Source organism: Sporosarcina luteola, assembly GCF_023715245.1.
GTDB lineage: Bacteria > Bacillota > Bacilli > Bacillales_A > Planococcaceae > Sporosarcina > Sporosarcina luteola_C.
The window spans coordinates 730,865-749,477 of the sequence record NZ_JAMBNV010000001.1 but is presented as its reverse complement, the minus strand read 5'-3'; the positions used below and the strand labels follow the sequence as shown (position 1 = coordinate 749,477).

Below are 18,613 nucleotides of genomic sequence, written 5' to 3'. Positions count from 1 at the left end.
AATGGCGGAAGTCGAGAAGAAGTCGTATAAGAAACTGTTGTTATGGGCTGGCGGGATTGCTTGCTTCCTGGTGGTAGGCGTCATTTGCTATGCGCTTTTCTTTGTAAAAGAATTGACAGAAACGGCGAAAGAGATCCATGAGCCGATGGAGCGCGTCTTCTCGGAGAAAAGGGATGACCCTGTCGTGTTTCATAAGAAAGAACCCTTCTCCGTGCTTATATTAGGTGTGGATGAAAGGGAAGGTGACAAGGGCCGTTCTGATACGATGATCGTCCTGACAGTCAATCCGACACTTCACACAACAAAAATGCTGAGCATCCCTCGAGATACGTACAGCGAGATTGTCGGAATGGAATTTGACGATAAATTAAATCATGCTTATGCCTATGGCGGGATTGAAATGTCACTCGCCTCCGTGGAAAATTTTCTCGACATACCGATAGACTATATCGTTCAAGTGAATATGGAAAGCTTCCAAGGGATCATTGATGCTGTCGGTGGTGTTTCCGTTACAAATACACTTGATTTTACTGTGGATGAACATTCATTTCCGAAAGGTGAACTGACGTTGAATGGAGAGGAAGCACTAGCCTTTGTCCGGATGCGTATGGATGACCCGCGCGGTGATTTCGGTAGGCAAGATCGGCAGAAGCAAGTCATTCAAGGGATTTTGCAAAAGGGCGCAAAGCTTTCAAGCTTGATGAAATACAAAGGTATTTTTGAAGCGATCGGCAATAATGTTCGGACAAATATGACATTCGACGAAATGGTGGAAGTGCAAAAAAATTACCGGAACGCCGCAAAGTCCGTTGAACAAATCAGGTTTGAAAAAGGCGAAGGGAAACGGATGGACGGGGTCTGGTATTATATGATGGATTCTGGAGAGCTAGAGGAAGTGAAGACGGAACTGAAAGCACATTTGGGAATGGAATAGTTTACAATCCAATTTCTCGTGTTAAATGATTCTCAAACAGGGAATATTCACAGTAGCACACTGTGAATAGGAGTTGGAAAACAAATGCAAATACCTGTGGACAAAGGTATTGATCATACTTTTGATTTATTAACGGAAGGTTATCATTTTATGCGAAATCGGTTTGACGAACTTGGAACCGATATTTTTCAGACGAGACTTATGGGAAAAAAGATGACGTGTATGAAAGGTCCTGAGGCAGTGAGGCTTTTCTATGATACATCTCGTTTCCAACGATCTGGGGCTGTTCCGAAGCGGATTCAAAAGTCACTGTTTGGGGAAGGCGGCGTGCAGACGCTTGATGGGAACGCTCACCAAGTCCGGAAGCTGATGTTTTTATTACTAATGACAGAGGCTGGTATTAGACGAGTTCACCAACTGACATTGGAGCAATGGAGATTACAGTCAAATCAATGGAAGAGCGGTCAGGAAGTAATTTTATTCGACCAGGCTGAGGAAGTCTTATGCCGAGTTGCTTGCTTGTGGGCAGGTGTGCCATTAAAGGACTCGGAAGTTGCACAACGGGCTTATGATTTTGGAGCGCTGATTGATGCATTTGGAGGAGTTGGGCCGAGATATCGGGAAGGCAGGAATGCGCGGAAACGGACAGAGGAGTGGATCCGCTTATTAATAGAAAAGTACCGTTCGGGGGCTGTCGAAGGTGTCGATCATGCACTCGAGGTCATCGCAACTCACCGCGATGACAATGGGCAGTTGTTGGATGCACAAATCGCAGCGGTCGAATTGATCAGCGTTATTCGCCCGATTGTAGCAGTTGCTCGGTTTATCGTTTTTAGCGCACTTGCTCTTCACGAATATCCACAGCATCGCTTAGCATTGCGTGCTGATGATAAGTTTTTGGAGGCGTTCGCCCAGGAAGTCCGCCGTTATTACCCATTCACACCATTCCTAGGCGCAATGGTCCGGCATGATTTTGAATGGAAAGGTTATCAATTCAGCAAGGGCGACACGGTGCTCGTTGATATTTATGGTACGAATCACGATCCGAAGAGTTGGAATGGCCCAGAACTGTTCAATCCTAAACGTTTTTTAGAAGAGACAGTGACCCCCTATAATTTTGTACCACAAGGCGGCGGAGATCCTGCGCGGGGACACCGCTGTCCAGGGGAAGATGTAACCGTCGCGATTATAAAGGCGAGTCTTTCCTTCCTTGTGAATGAACTTGACTATACAGTCGTCCAGGATCAGGATTTGTCGATTAACATGACACGCATGCCCACCTTGCCGGCAAGTCGGATGGTCATCAAAATCACATAATAATGCGGAGTTGTCAGAGTCCAATATGTTGAAGTTTTAAATAGTAGGCGACTGCCTGATATACCATTGAAACCGCCTATAGTACGAAAAATAAAAAAGATGAAGGAGAATGTAATACTTCCCTTCATCTTTTGCTATTCACCAGACTACTCCACTTTCTTCACAAGGGATTTATACGCCAGCGAGGTGAACAAGAACAGTAGCCAACAAGCAAATAAATATAAAATTATTGAAGTATAAGTCATCGCGAAATCATACCCATGCGTCTCGAAAAATCTTCTTGCAACTCTGTGATCTCCTCCAAAGCCGAAAACCGCAAGAAATACGGGTATCGCATAAAAAGGAATCGCAAGCCATTTTCTCTTATCTGAATCAGGAAAAACAATTGGCACTTCCGTCCGCTGATCGAATATCGCCAAAAAATAAATGCCGATGAACAAACCGACTAACAGCAATTGAATAACGATACTTCCCTTCAACACTTTCAGCAATGGAAATGCTGCAAAGAAGGTGAAAGCGTATAGTTGATACGCGATCGTCAACCTATACGCTATCTTCTTATTAGCTGTGAATCGGAGTGAAAATACAATCGGCAGCAACAACAATAAGACAAACACGGCCACTATCCATTTGATGTATTGCTGATCATATTCAGGGATGAGCAGCGCTACCACTGCTGTAAATAAAGGCAGTAGATACCCCATTATCATTACTTTAAATGGATTTCCCATTGACCACGACTCCCAACCAACTTTTCACGTATCATTTACCTGTATTTCCACAAAGGGAAATTACTCGTTCAATTTATTTCTCTTTCATTTCTTCTTCAGCTCCTCGAACTGTTCTTCCGTTAGTGAAAATGGGGTTGCAATGAATAATGCAAATCCGCCGAGCATGTATGCAAAGACAACCAATCCAACATTCTCATCCACTGATTGAAATCGTAGAATTGCCATGATCGCAATACCAATGAGGACAATTCCCGCAAGTGCTGTTGGCCACATTACTAGTTGCTTTATCTTACGCGGATTAACAAAGACTTCACCTATCCTCTCTTTCAAAAGGTGTCCCAATAGGAAGAGTAGTAAAGTACCAATGAATAGTGGCCAGAAAATCACTGTTCCGTAACTCATTCTTACAAAAGGCATTGTCGTAAAAATCGAGAACCCAATAAGCATCCAATACAGTTGGATGGAATAGTAACGCTTTGTGTCGTGCTTGTATCGATTCCACATCGTAAGTACACGGAAAACAATTAAAGCCTCCATCCCTAGATTAATAGGGAGCCAAAAGAAAAAACTACCTTCTGGAACGGCACTTGCCGCTATTAAAAAAAAGAGATGCAAACCAATAGTAAAACCAAGACGTGTTTCTGCAATTGGTTCGGATACATTTTGTTCTAGTATTATTGTTCACTCCCCGCTATTTCACGCTCTCACTTCGTCTCCACTTGATTAAATGGCATTCCTTACTACTTAGACCCTCAACCAACTTTTCATAATATTGTTTTCCAGTAATTCTCAGCTGACACTACTCATACAAGTTAATCTTCTTCAGTCACCCTTCAGCTTCTCTATTCGATCTTCCGGTAGTGAAAATGGATTTGCTAAAAATATTGAAAACCCGCCGAGCATGTATAAGAAAACAGCGATCCCTACATTCGGATGCACTGATTGAAACCGTAAAACCGCCATGACCAGGATGCCTATAAGGACAATCCCCGCAAGCGCCGTGGGCCACATGACAAGTTCCTTTAGTTTACGCGGATTTACAAAGACTTCTCCAATTCTCTCCTTCAATAGATGTCCTAATGAGAAGAGTAGTACAGTGCCAATAAGAAGTGGCCAGAAAACGATTGTTCCATAGCTTATTCTCACAAGGGGCAGTGTCGTGTAAATTGAAAATCCGATCAGCATCCAATACGCTTGGATAGAATAGTAGCGCTTTGTATCGTATTTGTATCGATTCCACATCGTAAGGACACGGAAAACGATTAAAGCCTCTACTCCAAGAGTAATTGCGAGCCAAAAGAAAAAACTGCCTTCCGGGAAGGAACTTGCTCCCACTAGTAAAAACAGATGCAAGGTAATCGTAAATCCGAGACGTTTCTCTGCTATCGGATTGGTTACATTGGTTTGTGACATGATTCGTCAATCTCCTTTTCACGATACTCAAGCCTCTGCTATAACTTCCCGGTTGTCTTTATTTTGGATATACATACAATTGGCCGACGAAGAGAACGTAAAAGTAGTACAGTATTCAGAAAGAAAAAGATGATTGATGGCTTCACTACGGGTAATAAATTCCTTCACATCAACCGTTCCTAGCCAGGAGTGTTTTGTAAATATTTTTCTTCAAGAGCTTGGATTGCTTCACTGTATTGCATTTCATTCATATTCTCGAGATCAGCTTTGAGTTCATCATATTGGGTTTGCACCCATCTATGATATTCTGTATTTTTCTCTACGAGATAATCATAGCTTTCAGACGACATGATTTTTTTCGTCTGATACAGATATTGTAAAGTGAAGCCGACTTGTTGTCGCTCGTCTACAATCTTCGAGAATTGCTGACTATCAAAAACAAATATTTCCAGATCCTTTTTTATTCTTTCATGGCTAAGACTTTGTGACTCGCGTTTTTTCCATTCAGCCCATTGCTTTGCAACTTCATTCGCCTGATCCAATTCTTTTTGGAGGGAAGCAGCATCCTGAACGTCTTGATAAGTCCCTTCAACCGCCTTCGCCACTTCTTTCAATTGGCGCTGCCCTTCATTATCGACATTAAATCCGATGACGTTAATAATTGGTGTTATTTCGGAATCATATAGAGCTTTCGCAGCCGCAACCGGATCATCATCGCATGTCGATATGCCGTCACTGACGAGATAAACGATATTTGTGTTATTTTCCCCATCAAAACCAGCCAAGTCTTTCTGTGCTTCCGATATAGCAAGTTCAGTCGGTGTCCAACCTGCTGGCTTCACTTGATCAAGGGATTGTTTGAATTCATTTTTTTCATATGGCTGCAGTGGATAGAGCAAGTCACTGCTAGAGCAAGACATCGCCTTGTCGGCAGAACTACCAGTCCCTTTATGTCCGTAGACGCGTAGACCAACATTCGCTTCCTTCGGCAAATTTCCGACGAACTGGACAATTGCCTTTTTCGCCGCTTCCATTTGCGTTTGGCCGCCAATATTTTTCCCCATGCTGCCTGAGCCGTCTAAAATGACTAGGACATTCATATTTTCCTTGAATTGCATTCTTGGATTATCAATATCCGGGCTGCCGATCGATTGGAATTTCAATTTGGCAATCAACTCATCCGGCCCTTTGAAATCTTGCTGGAAAACTGCTAATAATCCATTGTAATAATGATCCAATTCGTTCTCGGAACGTTCACCTGAAATGTCAGGTAAATGCGCCGTCAACTCATCGATTTTCTTCTGTCCATCTTCATCAAGGATGGAAATAAACCCCGTATACCCGGAAGGCAACTCTTCAAGTTCCGCCAATGATTGAGGAAGCGGATCCGCAGCCACTTCCTCAACTGTGTTCTCCTTGGCTTCCTCATCTGCTGAATTTTCGTCGCCTTCTCCATCGTCTACACTTGCATCTGATGATGTCGGCTCATCTGCTACTACTTTTTCGTTTTCATTCTTCTTGTCACTGCATGCAGCTGCCAGTAAAAGGATCATGAGCGTGAGGATGAATGCAACATATCTTTTTCTATTCATAGTTACTCCTTTTCAATTTCAATTAGTGTTATTCCCCTACCATTGGCAGATTCTATGTTATTAAATTAATATCATTGTGTCGATAGTATGTCAAAACCGTTACAGATGAGCTCGATCGATGCTGAGTCATTAGTCACCGGACCAAAGGTAAAGGACAGGGATAAAAGTTTTTCCAATAATGTTTCCGTTGAAGTCCTAGGGCGGAAATCAAGGCATAAAATCATGTTTTCCTTTGTTGTTCACAACTTATGAACCATTTTCCATTTTTTGAAAGTCTAGAATTAAAGATAATTGAATTCAAGACTAAGGTAATGCTAGCTAGGTTGCTTTTTTCGTATGAATGGAGGATGGATGTTCTTGTTTGTTTGTAGGAAGGATGAATTGCTTTTAGGGTAGATTTTGTAAGATGCAAAGTATTTGAAGACGATAATAAAAGACCAAAGGAAAGTTGATCCTCTGGTCTCACGTTTTGATTATGAAGCTTTTTGCAAATTGTTTGAACCGGCTTTTTTCCAGATGGACTTCACCCATTCAGGATGGTCAATGAACGGATTGCGGTTGCCTTGCCATTGTTCGATGATGTTGTTGCGGTTCATTTCAAATGCATCAACTGGGTCCATCTCATGCCACTCCAATAGGACGGAAAGCTTTCCGTGGTATGGGTTGCTGCCATTGTTCAGCAGTTCATTCAACTCAAGGTCCACTTTGTCGCCCGCTTCGTAGCGGGTTGCCATGTAGAAGAGCATCCTTGCTACGTCGCCTTTTACGCGATCGGGCGGCTCCCATGAGTTAGTGGACCTAAAGCAGCCGTCACAGCCTTTCACTGCACTTCCGCCATAGTCGAAGTCCAAGTTGCCGCGTGCGCTGTTCACTTGGACATCGGTCGGACGCAAATGGTGGATATCCGTTCCAGGTCCAATGCTCGTGCCGAAGTCGCCGTGCGATTTTGCCCATACATGTTCCCGGTTCCAGTCGCCGACATTCCCGCCGTTCCGATCTTTGGAGCGTGATTCACCTGAATAGAACAAGATGACGTTGTTCGAGTTGTTCGGATCTTTATCCGTCTCCTTGAGCGCATTCCATACTTCTGCATAGGACAACTGGCTATGGTCGGAAATGATATCGTGAAGCGCCGCTTTCAATTCCTGCCCTTCCTTGCCGATTGCATTTTTGTAATAGCCGTCTGCAGGAACTTCCGTTTTCGTAATTGTGACCGAGAAGCTCGCCGTTACGGATTTATCGCCATCTGTCGCCGTCACTCCAACGATATGGCTGCCTTCTTCCAACTGTAAGTTCAAGACGTTCTTAGTTAGATCGACTGTCCCTTTCGTAGCGGAATATGTCAGGTTATCACCGTCCGGGTCACTGAAATGTCCGGAGAGGACGATTGAAATCGTCTCCCCGGCTTTCGCTTCCTGATTCGGGATTAGCTTCGTGACGATTGGTGCATTATTCAGCGTCGGTACGCCGATCCGCTTTCCTTTCGAATTGTAGAAGATGACTTTTGAAGCGTCTGCCCCTTTGACAAAGTCGATTCGCTTAATGTTTTCAGCGCCTCTAATTTCGAGTGGGTTCGTACCCTCCACGATTACATGACCCATTTCGGTACCTTTCATATCAACAATCAAACCTTTTTTCTTTGGTTGCAAGATGACAGTGTTCGTTTTAAATCCTTCACCTGTCAGCTCGGCATAGTCCCCTTTCAAGTACATGCCGTCCTTCAATGATGATTGCGCATCCATATAGACAGAAACGCTCGGCTCCGCAATCATGATTTGCTTTTTATGCTCATTGATAAGGTTGTACACTTTTTTGATCGGAACAGGCTCCCATACGACTGGCGCTTCGAAACCGATCTGCACCATGACCGGATCATGGTCGCTTGCACGTCCAGCCATATCCGTGAAGTCTGCGTTGATGTGCAAAATATCGATTTCTGTTTGATCCGCCAAGTTATTCGACACAAGAATGTGGTCGAGCACTTGGGAGTTCCCTTGGAAAACATACGAATAGCGGTCAGCCTTGTCGACATGGTTGATCATATTCGTCATCAGCTCGCCTTCATGGATCTTCAAAGCATCCGCAAATTGAAAGTCATTGAAATCTCCAAGAGAAACGATGTTTGCATCTGGATTATCCGTTTTGATTTCGGAAATGAAATTATAGACGAGCTGTGCAATCTGTTTCCGTTGCACTTCACTGCCATAGACCGGCGGCTGTTTGGAGCCGAATAATGGGGTATCACCCGTTTTTGAATTCCAATGGTTGACGATCGCAATGACCGACTCGCCTTGGAAGTCGAATTGCGCAGCGAGTGGTTTCCGGCTACTGTTGAATGCTGCGTCATTCGGGGCGATGCGTCCCGGATTATGTGTCAGCTTGCCGTTCTCATAATGAGCCGCAGTCGTCGCATCCCCTTTTGGCATGCCTTCCGTCAATGAAACGCGTGCAGGATTGTAAAGGAACCCGACACGGATATTCGCATTCGGCTGTCCGCCATCCTCATTGTTCACCGGGTCGATATTGACGTATTCGTACTGCACTCCGCCTGCATCGATGATCGCTTGGATAAGGCGCTCATAACTTTCATTCGCGCGAGAATCGCCGGCATCAGGTCCATTATTATCCTGTACTTCAGTCACGCCGATAATGTCAGGGTTTTGCATATCCTGAACAAATGCCCTTGCCAGTTTCTTCGCTTTATCATTTGACGTTGTTTTTGTATTGTTCGAGAAGTTCTCCAAGTTGTAGGAGGCGATCGTCAGCTTGTCCGCATCCTTCACAATTGTCGTCCTCTCCGGCACTGCATCGCCTTTTGAATGTGCTTGTTGCATGCCACTCAAAGACGTAAAGATCTTATAGTTTTGGAATGAATATCCGACAACTCCCGTTATCGGTCCCGCGAAACGGTCGCCCGTCGCTACTTCGAAATCACGTGCCGGCCCGTTTGGCTCCAATCGGAATTGGACCCGCTCCGCATTCTGGTCGTCTTCTTTCAACAGAATTCCGCCATTCAACGTTTCCGTCTCCGCATTTTCGAATACTGTAACAAGATCGCCGTGTTCCTGAGGTCCGACCGCTTTCACATTGCCGACTTGCACTAGCATCGCTTCACGGCTTTCCCAGAAATCCGCCGCGTATTTCGCAGGATCGAATTCAGCGAACTGATGACTTGCGATTTTCTCTCCCGGTAAGTTTCCTTCATTAATTGTGAACGGCGTTGGAAGTGCCACATTGCGCTCAAGAACTCGCACATTTCCGCCGCGGTCGTCACGGACATTGATCTGTGTAGTCTTCAAGTCTGTTTCCTGGCGATCCGCATATCCATCGATCGCAAACTCGCTCACTGATCCTGTGACGGAAACGAGATCACCAATGGAAAGGTTCCAAGCATCCCTTCCACTGTAAAGGACGATCGCTTCGGACGTGTTTAAATTACCGTCGCGTTTGTCGTCCGGTGTCTGGATATGATAATAAGTGGAACCGTTCAGCTCATATTTATAAGTGACAATCCCTTCGACTCCTTCCACAGTTTGTCCGTCAAAAGGAGATGTATGGCCTCCCCCTTGGATATCATGGATTTTAAGGCTATCTGCAATCGTATACGAGAAAGTCGATACGTCGCCGAAACGGTCGTCATCCGTTTTCACGACCGCCTTCACTATCGTATCTTCTTGGATATCAATTGGCGTTGCGTATGTCGAACCGTTTTCGATCGGACTTGTACCATCCAATGTATAAAGGATTTTTGCTCCAGGCGTGCCTGTCTTCAATGAAACCTTCACACCGCCAACGAACGTGCCTCCTCCCGGACTCGCAACGACCGGCTGGATGACAGAACTATCAACAACAATATCGACCGTTGAACGTGGGATGATTTGATAATCATTGTCGAACTGCTGAACAATTCCTGTGATCGAATCATAGGCTGTCCCGACAGTGAGTCCTAATGACGCCGTCTCATCACGGACGAGGAAGTCACCAGTTCCGTCAGTCGCTATATAGTTTGCCCATCCACTGCCTGCTTGTACATCGGAAAGAATCGTGTTCTGGACCGTGACGAGCTGGGATTCCATTGCTTCGCCGACTTCTGAACCTGTAATGACGATAGGTTCCGGAGCGCCTGCATCTTTCGTTACTTCAATGATTGTAGCCCCGTCCAATTGGAGTAAGCCGCGATAATCTTGAAGCGTACCTGTCAATGTCACTTTGTCGCCGACTTGAACGTTCAAGCTTGTCGGCCTGACAGCGATTCCGCCCGTTCCGTCCTGGACTGAAATCGTATTTTTTAACTTGGCTGCAACGGTTCCTTGGATCGTCACCGTTTGCCCGAGCGCCTTGGAACGTACATCACCGATAGTGGAAATGTCGCCCGGATCATCCGGATCTCCTGGCTCTCCCGGATCCGTCGGTGTCCCATCCATTTCATGCGACCCAATATAATCGAATGTGTCTTTCGGATAAGAGATCCATTCGTCACCGCTGGTAAATGCATCTCCAGGAGTCGAATCCCCTCTTGCAACGGATGGTTTCCGGACAAGCGTCACATCCGTCCCCCAATTGGCACGGGCTCCGACTTGTCCGAATGAATCAACGACCGCGCTGCCATTTTTGAGGATAAGCGCATCGTCACCATTGAAATTGATTACGCTACTATTCTCAAAATCGCCCTTAGCCTTTAGTTCAGCAACAGCATCTCTATGATACAAGATGTACGTCTCACCATGGTTTAAAGTTCCAGCTAACGTCAGCTTGGCAGTTGCGGTAGTTGCACCGTTCGCATACAGCTCCAACGTGTAATTGCTTAAATTAACAGCCTGTCCAGTTCCATTGTAAAGCTCGATTGCCTTATTGAAGCTGCTACCCTCGATATACTCGGAAATGAACAGATCTGCAGCAACCGATTCAGCTTTCACTACCGCTGGAATCGATGGTACAACCATAGTTACTGCCAACCCAGCCGCCAAAAAGCCGTTCAAACGTTTCTTCCATCTCTTACTCCGCATGAAACCATTCTCCTTTCATATTTGAAAAATTTGGTATGGTGCATTGCGAGTAGATCGTCAGTGACCGCTCCCTTTCATCACTAGGTTAGTAGAGTAAAAGTTTTCATATTTATCGTACCACTGCGTTATTAGCATGACTATGCGACTTTTTGCAATATTTCATGACTTTTAAACCAAACTTTTGACATGTATGCATCTGATGGATTTGTGAGATTAGACACAATGGTTGTAGGGATTTTGGTTGTATTGCCCGGCGTGTTGGTTGTGATTTTTGGGGTAATGATTGTGTGGCGATGCTCATTGATTACATTGAGGGAGATGATGATTAAACTTCATTTTCATTGCATTAAAAAAACTCCTTAGCCCAATCGGACCAAGGAGTTTTTCACTTATTAAACGATGATGACAAGCTCTTTTACTTCTTCTACGCCTTTGCCATCGACGATTTCCTGTACTTCTGAGCCGTCCAATGTCTCTTTTTGGAACAAGACATTGACCAACTCCTCGAACTGTGCAGCATTTTCCTGAATCAACGTTTCAGTATTTTTCAGTGCCACGCCGAAAATAGCTTGCATCTTCAACTCTTTTTCACCTTTATTGAACGTCAGCATGAAACTGTCTTGTAGCAAACCGGTGTCGACCATCCGCTCGATGATTTCCTTCGCCTGCTGGACATCACCGCTGACGCCGATGCTATGCTCGCCGAGGTAAAGTCGCTCCGCAACGCCTCCTGCAAGAATCATGCTCACTTGGTCAAGCAGCTCACTCGCCGTCTGCAAATGGAGTTCCTTTTGGATCGGCGCCACATATCCGAGCGCTTGTCCGCGAGGAATGATTGTTGCTTTCCGGACGGAGCCCGGTTTCGTCAGAGCTGCAATTAATGCATGGCCAGCTTCGTGGATTGCAACCCTTCTTTTCGTATCAGGATCATTCAGCGTGCGCGATGTACTGCCGAGGATTGTCCGGTCAATCGCGAAATCGAGATCACTTTTGCCGATCTTTTCACGGCCGTCACGGATTGCCCGTTTACTTGCGGTTTCGAATAAAGAACTAAGTTCCGCACCCGAAAAACCTGATGTACTTTCTGCTAACACATCGAGTGACGCATATACTTCTTCTGCCATTAACCGGCCTTTCGTATGAATGTCGATGATTTCACGACGGCCATGTGTGTCAGGCAGCGGTACATTGAACGTATAATCGATACGCCCCGGACGAAGGAACGCTTCATCAAGCATATCTTTCCGGTTCGTCGCTGCAATGAAAAGGATCCCTTCATTATCGTTGCCGCCATCCAACTGAACGAGCAGCTCCGTCAAAGTCTTCTCGGACTCTTCACCGCCATGCTCTTTCCGCTTCCCTGCAAGTGCGTCGACTTCATCAATGAAAATGACGGCAGGTCTAGCTTTTCGAGCATTTTGGAATAAAGTACGTACACGTGAAGCACCTACTCCGACAAACAGCTCCGTAAACGCAGAACCACTGGATGAATAGAAAGTAGCTCCGATTTCACGGGCGATTGCTTGGGCAAGCAATGTTTTCCCGGTTCCTGGAGGGCCGTATAAAAGGATCCCTTTCGGCGCTTGGATGCCAACTTGTGTTGCCTTTTTCGGATCTTTAATGATGGACAGCGTCTGGTGAATCTCTTCCTTCATTTCTTCCGGAAGCCCGCCGATGTCGTTAAGTGTAATTTCCGGAAGCGGTGTCGCTTTCGAAGCCCCGTTCTTCATCGAAGAAACGCCGACCCCGAGCTTCCCTTTCTTATGAAGAATTACCAATGTCAAAAACGATGCGAGTATCAAACCACCGATGAACAGGCCATTGTATTGGCTTGCATCGGCAAATGTATAGGATAGGTTATATTTTTCAACTAATTGTTCAGCAAGCTGGCTTTGCGGGCGGACCTGGGTCACGTATAGCCCATCTTGCGTCTTTAATTGCAAAGTGCCATCAGCCTTCTCTTTCAGAGACAAGGATTGGCCTTCTTGAGCCTTGATCGTCTTCTCAAATTCAGTAAACGACATATCCATTCCTTTATTTGCACCCGAGACAACGTACCATCCGACACTTGTTGCGATTCCAATGACTAAAATGACAAGGACGACAATCTTCGTTGCAAATGTAGACTTAGGCTTCAAGCCATCCCCAACTCCCTTATTAAAGATACTATTATTATATAAGAAAAAGAGCCATTTGAACAAGAAGAAAGATATAGAAATAGTGACAATATTATTACGTTAACTGGCTTGCTTGCGCACTTTATCCGCCTAGCTTATTATAGTCCATAATAAAAATATACAATTTTACCAACTAATGATTGACTATCCGCTACATCATTAACTATTTCTTACAAGCTTCACATTATTATGTCGAATTTTGATTATTTCTCGGGAAATATGCGAAAAAAACTTACTCTTGCTATCCACCTCCATCCATGCTATACTAAATCAGTTAACGCCATAGTAACTTTTAAATTGACTTGGCATTCTACGTACTGTTTTTGAGGACACTTATTCACACTGGCGCGGCTAAAGGGTCGCAAGGACGCAAGAGATGGTAGGGCTTGCGTTGCTTAAGGATAGAAGACACCCAGTGGAAAATGACCGCGGCATTGATCATTTTCAATAGAATCCGGATCACGGATCTTTAGATGGACATAAACTTCAACAATAAAAGTTACTATAAAAATAAGGGTTGCTTCTCATTCGTGAGAGCAACCCTTTTCCAATTCCTTCAATAAATTCGTTCTTCCGTATCAGCATCGAAGAAATGCGCCTTCTCCATATCGAATGCTAGAGGTATCGTATCCGACGGGCGGATCGATGTGTCAGAATCGATTCTTGCGATGAAGTCGGAACCGTTCAATGAAGCGTATAAATACGTTTCCGCTCCCATCAGTTCCGCCACTTCGATTGTCGCTTGGAAAGTTGCCTTCGCGTTTGATTCGATATCAGACACTTTCGTATAAATGTCTTCGGGACGGACACCGAGAATCAATTCCTTCCCAGCATATCCTTTCCCTTTAAGCATATCGCGTTTCCTTTCCGGAATGAAAACCTTCGTGTCCCCAATGGCAAATTCCTCTTCTGTCATCGTACCTTTGAAGAAATTCATAGCCGGTGAACCTATGAAGCCGCCGACAAATACATTTATCGGGAAATCGTAAACTTCTTTCGGCGTCCCGACTTGCTGGATATAGCCGTCCTTCATGACGACGAGACGTGTCGCCATCGTCATCGCTTCGGTCTGGTCGTGTGTCACATAAATCGTCGTCGTCTGAAGACGTCTATGCAGCTTCTGGATTTCGGCGCGCATTTGTACCCGGAGTTTTGCGTCCAAATTGGAAAGCGGTTCATCCATGAGGAAAATCTTCGCATCTCGTACAATCGCTCGGCCCAATGCGACACGTTGACGCTGTCCACCCGACAAAGCTTTCGGTTTGCGTTCCAGATAATCCTCCAATCCTAGGATTTTGGCGGCTTCCTGGACTTTCGTTTCAATTTCCTTCTTCTTCACTTTGCGGAGCTTCAAACTGAATGCCATATTTTCATAGACAGTCATATGCGGATATAGCGCATAGTTTTGGAACACCATCGCGATATCTCGATTTTTCGGAGCGACATCATTCATCCGCTTGCCGTCGATTTCAAAATCGCCGTCTGATATATCTTCCAGTCCGGCAATCATTCGCAGTGTCGTCGATTTTCCGCAACCGGAAGGTCCTACGAAAACGATGAATTCCTTATCCTCTATATTCAAATTGAAGTCTTTGACGGCAACAACACCTTTGTCATATTCCTTCGTCAAATTGGTCAATTTCAGTTCAGCCATCATAAATCCCCCCTCAATTACTTCGTTGACTGCTTACTTCCCGTAGAATACCGTGACATGCGGATGTCTATGCAAACAGCTCGCCGGAAAATCCTCCGATATAACGCCTCTCTTCAACTGCTCCACCGCTTCGACTTTTTGCTCTCCTAAAGCAAGAAGGACGATCTGCTTTGCCTCGAGGATTGTTTGGATGCCCATTGTAATCGCCTGCCTTGGAACAGCCTCCTTGGAAGGAAAATATTTCGCATTCACTTTACGTGTCGATTCCGCAAGGTCGACGATATGCGTCCGAGAATGGAACGACGTACCCGGTTCATTGAAACCGATATGGCCGTTCACCCCGATGCCAAGCAATTGCATGTCAATTCCGCCACTAGTACGTATCATCATTTCATATCGTAAACATGCTTCATTCAAGTCGTCAGCCATTCCGTCGGGCAAATGCCTCCTGGTCACGGGCAAATTGACTTTTTCGAATAAATGTTCCTTCATATAATTATGGAAACTCGTCGGATGCGAAGGCTCAACCCCGATGTATTCATCCAAGTTGAACGTCCATGTCTGCGCAAAGGAAAACGTTCCTTGCGCATGCCGTTCTACAAGCTTTTCATAAAACCCAATAGGACTTGCCCCTGTTGCAAGGCCTAAAACGCTATCCGGCTTTCGGAGCAACTGACGTTCAAACAATTCTGCGGCATAGCTGCTCATATCATCAAAATCAGCCACTTCAACCCATTCAAACTCATAAACTTCATTCACGGGACGCTCACCATCCCCCTGCAAATGGTTGTCCTGACTTCAAAATCAGCATTCACGAGCACGAGATCAGCGTCTTTCCCTACCTCGATACTTCCCTTTCGGTCAAACACACCTAACCGTTTTGCCGCATTGGCTGAAGACATTCTTATCAAATTCGGCAAGTCAGCGCCAATGGACCTCATCATCCGAACCGCTTCATCCATTTTCAGAACACTGCCCGCTAATGTTCCATCAGCTAATGTCGCTTTCGAACCAACCACTTTCACGTCCTGACCCGCCAACGTATACGATCCGTCCGGCAAGCCTTTCGCCCGCATCGAATCTGTAATGAGGATTATACGTTCAGGTCCGATTCGTTTATAGATGAGGCGCAGCATGTCCTCAGACAAATGGATCCCATCCGCAATCACTTCACAATGAAGCTGATCTAGCAAAATACCGGCTCCGACTACTCCGATTTCACGATGATGCAAGCCGCTCATCGCATTGCCAAAATGGGTTAGATGTGACAGTCCATGATTGACCGCATTCTTCACTTCCTCGAAAGATGCTTTTGTATGTCCTGCTGAAACGATGATGCCACGTTCAGTGAGTCGCCTAGTCATATCTAGCCCTTCATCACATTCCGGGGCGAGCGTAACAATTTTCAAATGGCCAAGTTCTTTACCAAACCACCCTCCTAGAAGCGCAAAGGAAGGCTTTTGGATAAATTCGACTGGCTGCGCACCTGCTTGTTCGGGATGAATAAAAGGACCTTCCAAATGAAACCCGAGCATTTCAGCACCTGTTTCATTTTGTTCCATAAATCTACTGCCTGCATCGACGGCTTTCGCAATATCATCTTCGGATTGTGTCAACGTCGTTGCGAGGTATGAAGTTGTCCCTTCCTTCGGCAATACGCTTGCAATCCTTTCAAATGAACCATTATCACCATCCATGAAATCGGCGCCATCCGCTCCATGGATATGGATATCAATGAATCCGGGAAGCGCGATACAGCCTTGACCGTCCATCCGTTTTCCCGAGAAATCCACGTTTGCGACTTCGGAAACAGTTGCAATCATACCGTTCTCCACAACAATCTCGCCGTCCATCACTCTTCCGTCCGGCAATGCGATTTGGATGTTATGAATTAGCAATGACGTCAAAGCTGTCACCTCCCGAATTATCTTTTTCGTTTCTTGAATGTCTCGTTCCGGATTTCATCAATCGCTTCACGCGTTGCATCCAAATAAGTGATCGTCGTATCAAATTGCTTCGAGGCTACAGACATGAATAGAATGTCCATAATATGCAGCTGGGCAAGCCTTGACGAGGTCGCGCCACTCCGGAAATTCGCTTCCTTCGCCGGCGACGTATGCAACTGTATATCCGAAATCCGCGAAATTGGCGTCTGCCCGAATTTTGTCAGACTAATCGTTGTCGCTCCGTTCGCTTGCGCTAGCTCGAGGATTCTCTCAACTTCAAACGTCGCTCCTGAGAAAGAAATGCCGACGACGACATCCTCCTCGTCGACATTCGCCATGATGGTTGCCCCCATATGTAAATCCGTGCTCACGGTGGAAGCTTTATGGATCCGCAAAAACTTCTGTTGAGCGTCGATTGCGGCAATCCCGGAAGCCCCCACGCCGAAAAAGTGGATATTCTTCGCTTGGACAATCGCATCGACAGCATGTTCCAATTGTTTCGGATCAAGCAATTCAGCAGTTTCCAGCAAAGTATGAACTGCCTGCTCCGTCACCTTCTGGATTGTCGTTGCAACCGGTTCATTCGGCTGAATATCCCTTGTTGTAATTTCCAGTTTCCGTCCAAGGTCGCCATTGATCCGTAATTTCAATTCCTGGAAGCCTTTCAATTGCAGTGATTTGCATAGCCTCGTAACAGCAGCACCGCTCGTTTGACTCACTTCCCCGAGTTCAGAAACGGTCATCGTTACGATATCTTCCGGGTTCGCTAAAATATAGTCAGCAATTTTCTGTTCCGAAGGAGGGAGCGCATGCCTCATTTCTTTCAGCAGCACTAAGCCGCCACTTGCAATTGCCATTTCCATCCCTCCTTTTTCTTCATTCCGCCAAGTCCTTCACCATCACGTGAAATGTCCGGTATGTCTTGAATCCATTTTTCAAATACAAATGTCCCGCTAAACTCTTTTCACTCGTCCAGAGGAACCATGCCCCTTGGATCGTCCTCTGTTTCATTGAATAAAGGGCCTCGTGCAATAAAATCTTTCCAAGCCCTTTTCCTTGCTCGTTATCATCCACACCAAAAGGCCCGAAACGTTCCCGAATCCCTTCATAGCCGCTGTACATCGCGAAACCGACGACTTTTCCTTGCTTTTTAGCAATGAGAATTTGGGAAGGATCAATCCCTTGCAATAAACCTTCGCGAATCGCACGGCCCCAATCAGGATTGAAAACTGTATTGGCGAAAGTGATAACAGCAGGTAAATCGCCGTCTTGAACGGTTTCAAATACGTATCCTTCCTGCTCACGCTCCGCTTTCACTGCCTTGACGGCTTCAGGATATACATAATCTGTCAACGTCCGATGCATGGCTACCGGTGAATAAGCACGCTTAAACCCTTCTTTCTGGAGGAATTCGAAACCGGCTGGATAGGCTGCTTCGTCGATTCCTGGAAGGAAATAATTCGGTGCGTAAGAAGAGAAGAACACTTTCTCCGCTCCTTGACTCCGGATGTAATCACAAGCCCTTTCCATAAGTCCGTGGCCAATCCCTTGCCTTCCGACATCGGGATGCACCATGAAAAAGGTGATCCATCCTGTATCAGGTTCAAGTTCAGTTCCGATCATCGGCAGCTTTCGTGTAATAGCCATGATTGCTCCTACAATCCGCTCTCCATCAATAGCAACGATCAGGCCTGCAGGATCGAAGTTCGCATCGAGCAATACTTGTGTCCTAAAACGATCTTTATGAATCGGGTCGTGAATCAATACATCATTCCATAATCCGACAATCCCATTTTCATCCCCGCTTTGAAACGCGCGATACATCATGATCACCCTTCTTCCC

At 45.6% G+C, this 18,613-nt stretch carries 13 protein-coding genes; 2 read left to right on the top strand and 11 right to left on the bottom strand.

Annotation, left to right across the window (positions count from 1 at the left end):
• The first annotated feature begins 1 nt into the window (after window position 1).
• Window positions 2–934 (top strand): LCP family glycopolymer transferase, encoded by a 933-nt coding sequence (locus M3152_RS03420; protein ID WP_251693793.1) that lies wholly within the window; start codon window positions 2–4, stop codon window positions 932–934.
• 84 nt (window positions 935–1,018) lie between these two features.
• A complete protein-coding gene (locus M3152_RS03415) occupies window positions 1,019–2,251 on the top strand; it encodes a cytochrome P450 (protein WP_251693792.1) in 1,233 nt (410 codons plus the stop codon).
• 146 nt (window positions 2,252–2,397) lie between these two features.
• Here the strand turns inward: M3152_RS03415 and M3152_RS03410 are convergent, their stop codons facing one another.
• The 11 genes from M3152_RS03410 to M3152_RS03360 all read right to left on the bottom strand — a co-directional run bounded on the left by M3152_RS03410 (window position 2,398) and on the right by M3152_RS03360 (window position 18,597).
• Window positions 2,398–2,982: a hypothetical protein gene (locus M3152_RS03410; protein WP_251693791.1), complete on the bottom strand. Its 585-nt coding sequence runs from the start codon at window positions 2,980–2,982 to the stop codon at window positions 2,398–2,400.
• An 84-nt stretch (window positions 2,983–3,066) separates the two neighbouring features.
• Complete coding sequence (locus M3152_RS03405; RefSeq protein ID WP_251693790.1) at window positions 3,067–3,486, bottom strand: hypothetical protein; 420 nt, start codon at window positions 3,484–3,486, stop codon at window positions 3,067–3,069.
• 318 nt (window positions 3,487–3,804) lie between these two features.
• On the bottom strand, window positions 3,805–4,395 hold the full coding sequence (locus M3152_RS03400) for a hypothetical protein (RefSeq protein ID WP_251693789.1): 591 nt from the start codon (window positions 4,393–4,395) through the stop codon (window positions 3,805–3,807).
• Window positions 4,396–4,574: 179 nt separating this feature from the next.
• Window positions 4,575–5,987, bottom strand: a complete 1,413-nt coding sequence (locus tag M3152_RS03395) for a vWA domain-containing protein (protein WP_251693788.1) — start codon at window positions 5,985–5,987, stop codon at window positions 4,575–4,577.
• Window positions 5,988–6,460: 473 nt separating this feature from the next.
• On the bottom strand, window positions 6,461–10,993 hold the full coding sequence (locus M3152_RS03390) for an endonuclease (RefSeq protein WP_251693787.1): 4,533 nt from the start codon (window positions 10,991–10,993) through the stop codon (window positions 6,461–6,463).
• A gap of 392 nt (window positions 10,994–11,385) precedes the next feature.
• Entirely contained in the window at window positions 11,386–13,131 is a 1,746-nt protein-coding gene (locus M3152_RS03385) for an AAA family ATPase (RefSeq protein WP_251693786.1), read from the bottom strand.
• Between the two features lie 595 nt (window positions 13,132–13,726).
• Complete coding sequence (locus tag M3152_RS03380; RefSeq protein ID WP_251693785.1) at window positions 13,727–14,824, bottom strand: ABC transporter ATP-binding protein; 1,098 nt, start codon at window positions 14,822–14,824, stop codon at window positions 13,727–13,729.
• A 33-nt stretch (window positions 14,825–14,857) separates the two neighbouring features.
• Window positions 14,858–15,583: a glucosamine-6-phosphate deaminase gene (gene nagB / locus M3152_RS03375; protein WP_353056602.1), complete on the bottom strand. Its 726-nt coding sequence runs from the start codon at window positions 15,581–15,583 to the stop codon at window positions 14,858–14,860.
• Window positions 15,580–16,731, bottom strand: a complete 1,152-nt coding sequence (gene nagA / locus M3152_RS03370; protein WP_251693784.1) for an N-acetylglucosamine-6-phosphate deacetylase — start codon at window positions 16,729–16,731, stop codon at window positions 15,580–15,582. Before nagA ends, nagB begins: the two co-directional genes overlap by 4 nt.
• A gap of 17 nt (window positions 16,732–16,748) precedes the next feature.
• A complete protein-coding gene (locus tag M3152_RS03365; RefSeq protein WP_251693783.1) occupies window positions 16,749–17,627 on the bottom strand; it encodes a MurR/RpiR family transcriptional regulator in 879 nt (292 codons plus the stop codon).
• A 19-nt stretch (window positions 17,628–17,646) separates the two neighbouring features.
• Entirely contained in the window at window positions 17,647–18,597 is a 951-nt protein-coding gene (locus tag M3152_RS03360) for a GNAT family N-acetyltransferase (RefSeq protein ID WP_251695234.1), read from the bottom strand.
• Between the last annotated feature and the right edge of the window lie 16 nt (window positions 18,598–18,613).

What these genes read in the sequence shown, in the direction of transcription:
- M3152_RS03400 (WP_251693789.1), bottom strand. Translation starts at nt 4,395, where the DNA reads ATGTCACAAACCAATGTAACCAATCCGATAGCAGAGAAACGTCTCGGA.
- M3152_RS03390 (WP_251693787.1), bottom strand. Translation starts at nt 10,993, where the DNA reads ATGCGGAGTAAGAGATGGAAGAAACGTTTGAACGGCTTTTTGGCGGCT.
- M3152_RS03380 (WP_251693785.1), bottom strand. Translation starts at nt 14,824, where the DNA reads ATGGCTGAACTGAAATTGACCAATTTGACGAAGGAATATGACAAAGGT.
- M3152_RS03365 (WP_251693783.1), bottom strand. Translation starts at nt 17,627, where the DNA reads ATGGCAATTGCAAGTGGCGGCTTAGTGCTGCTGAAAGAAATGAGGCAT.
- M3152_RS03420 (WP_251693793.1), top strand. Translation starts at nt 2, where the DNA reads ATGGCGGAAGTCGAGAAGAAGTCGTATAAGAAACTGTTGTTATGGGCT.
- M3152_RS03360 (WP_251695234.1), bottom strand. Translation starts at nt 18,597, where the DNA reads ATGATGTATCGCGCGTTTCAAAGCGGGGATGAAAATGGGATTGTCGGA.
- M3152_RS03410 (WP_251693791.1), bottom strand. Translation starts at nt 2,982, where the DNA reads ATGGGAAATCCATTTAAAGTAATGATAATGGGGTATCTACTGCCTTTA.
- M3152_RS03395 (WP_251693788.1), bottom strand. Translation starts at nt 5,987, where the DNA reads ATGAATAGAAAAAGATATGTTGCATTCATCCTCACGCTCATGATCCTT.
- M3152_RS03415 (WP_251693792.1), top strand. Translation starts at nt 1,019, where the DNA reads ATGCAAATACCTGTGGACAAAGGTATTGATCATACTTTTGATTTATTA.
- M3152_RS03405 (WP_251693790.1), bottom strand. Translation starts at nt 3,486, where the DNA reads ATGTGGAATCGATACAAGCACGACACAAAGCGTTACTATTCCATCCAA.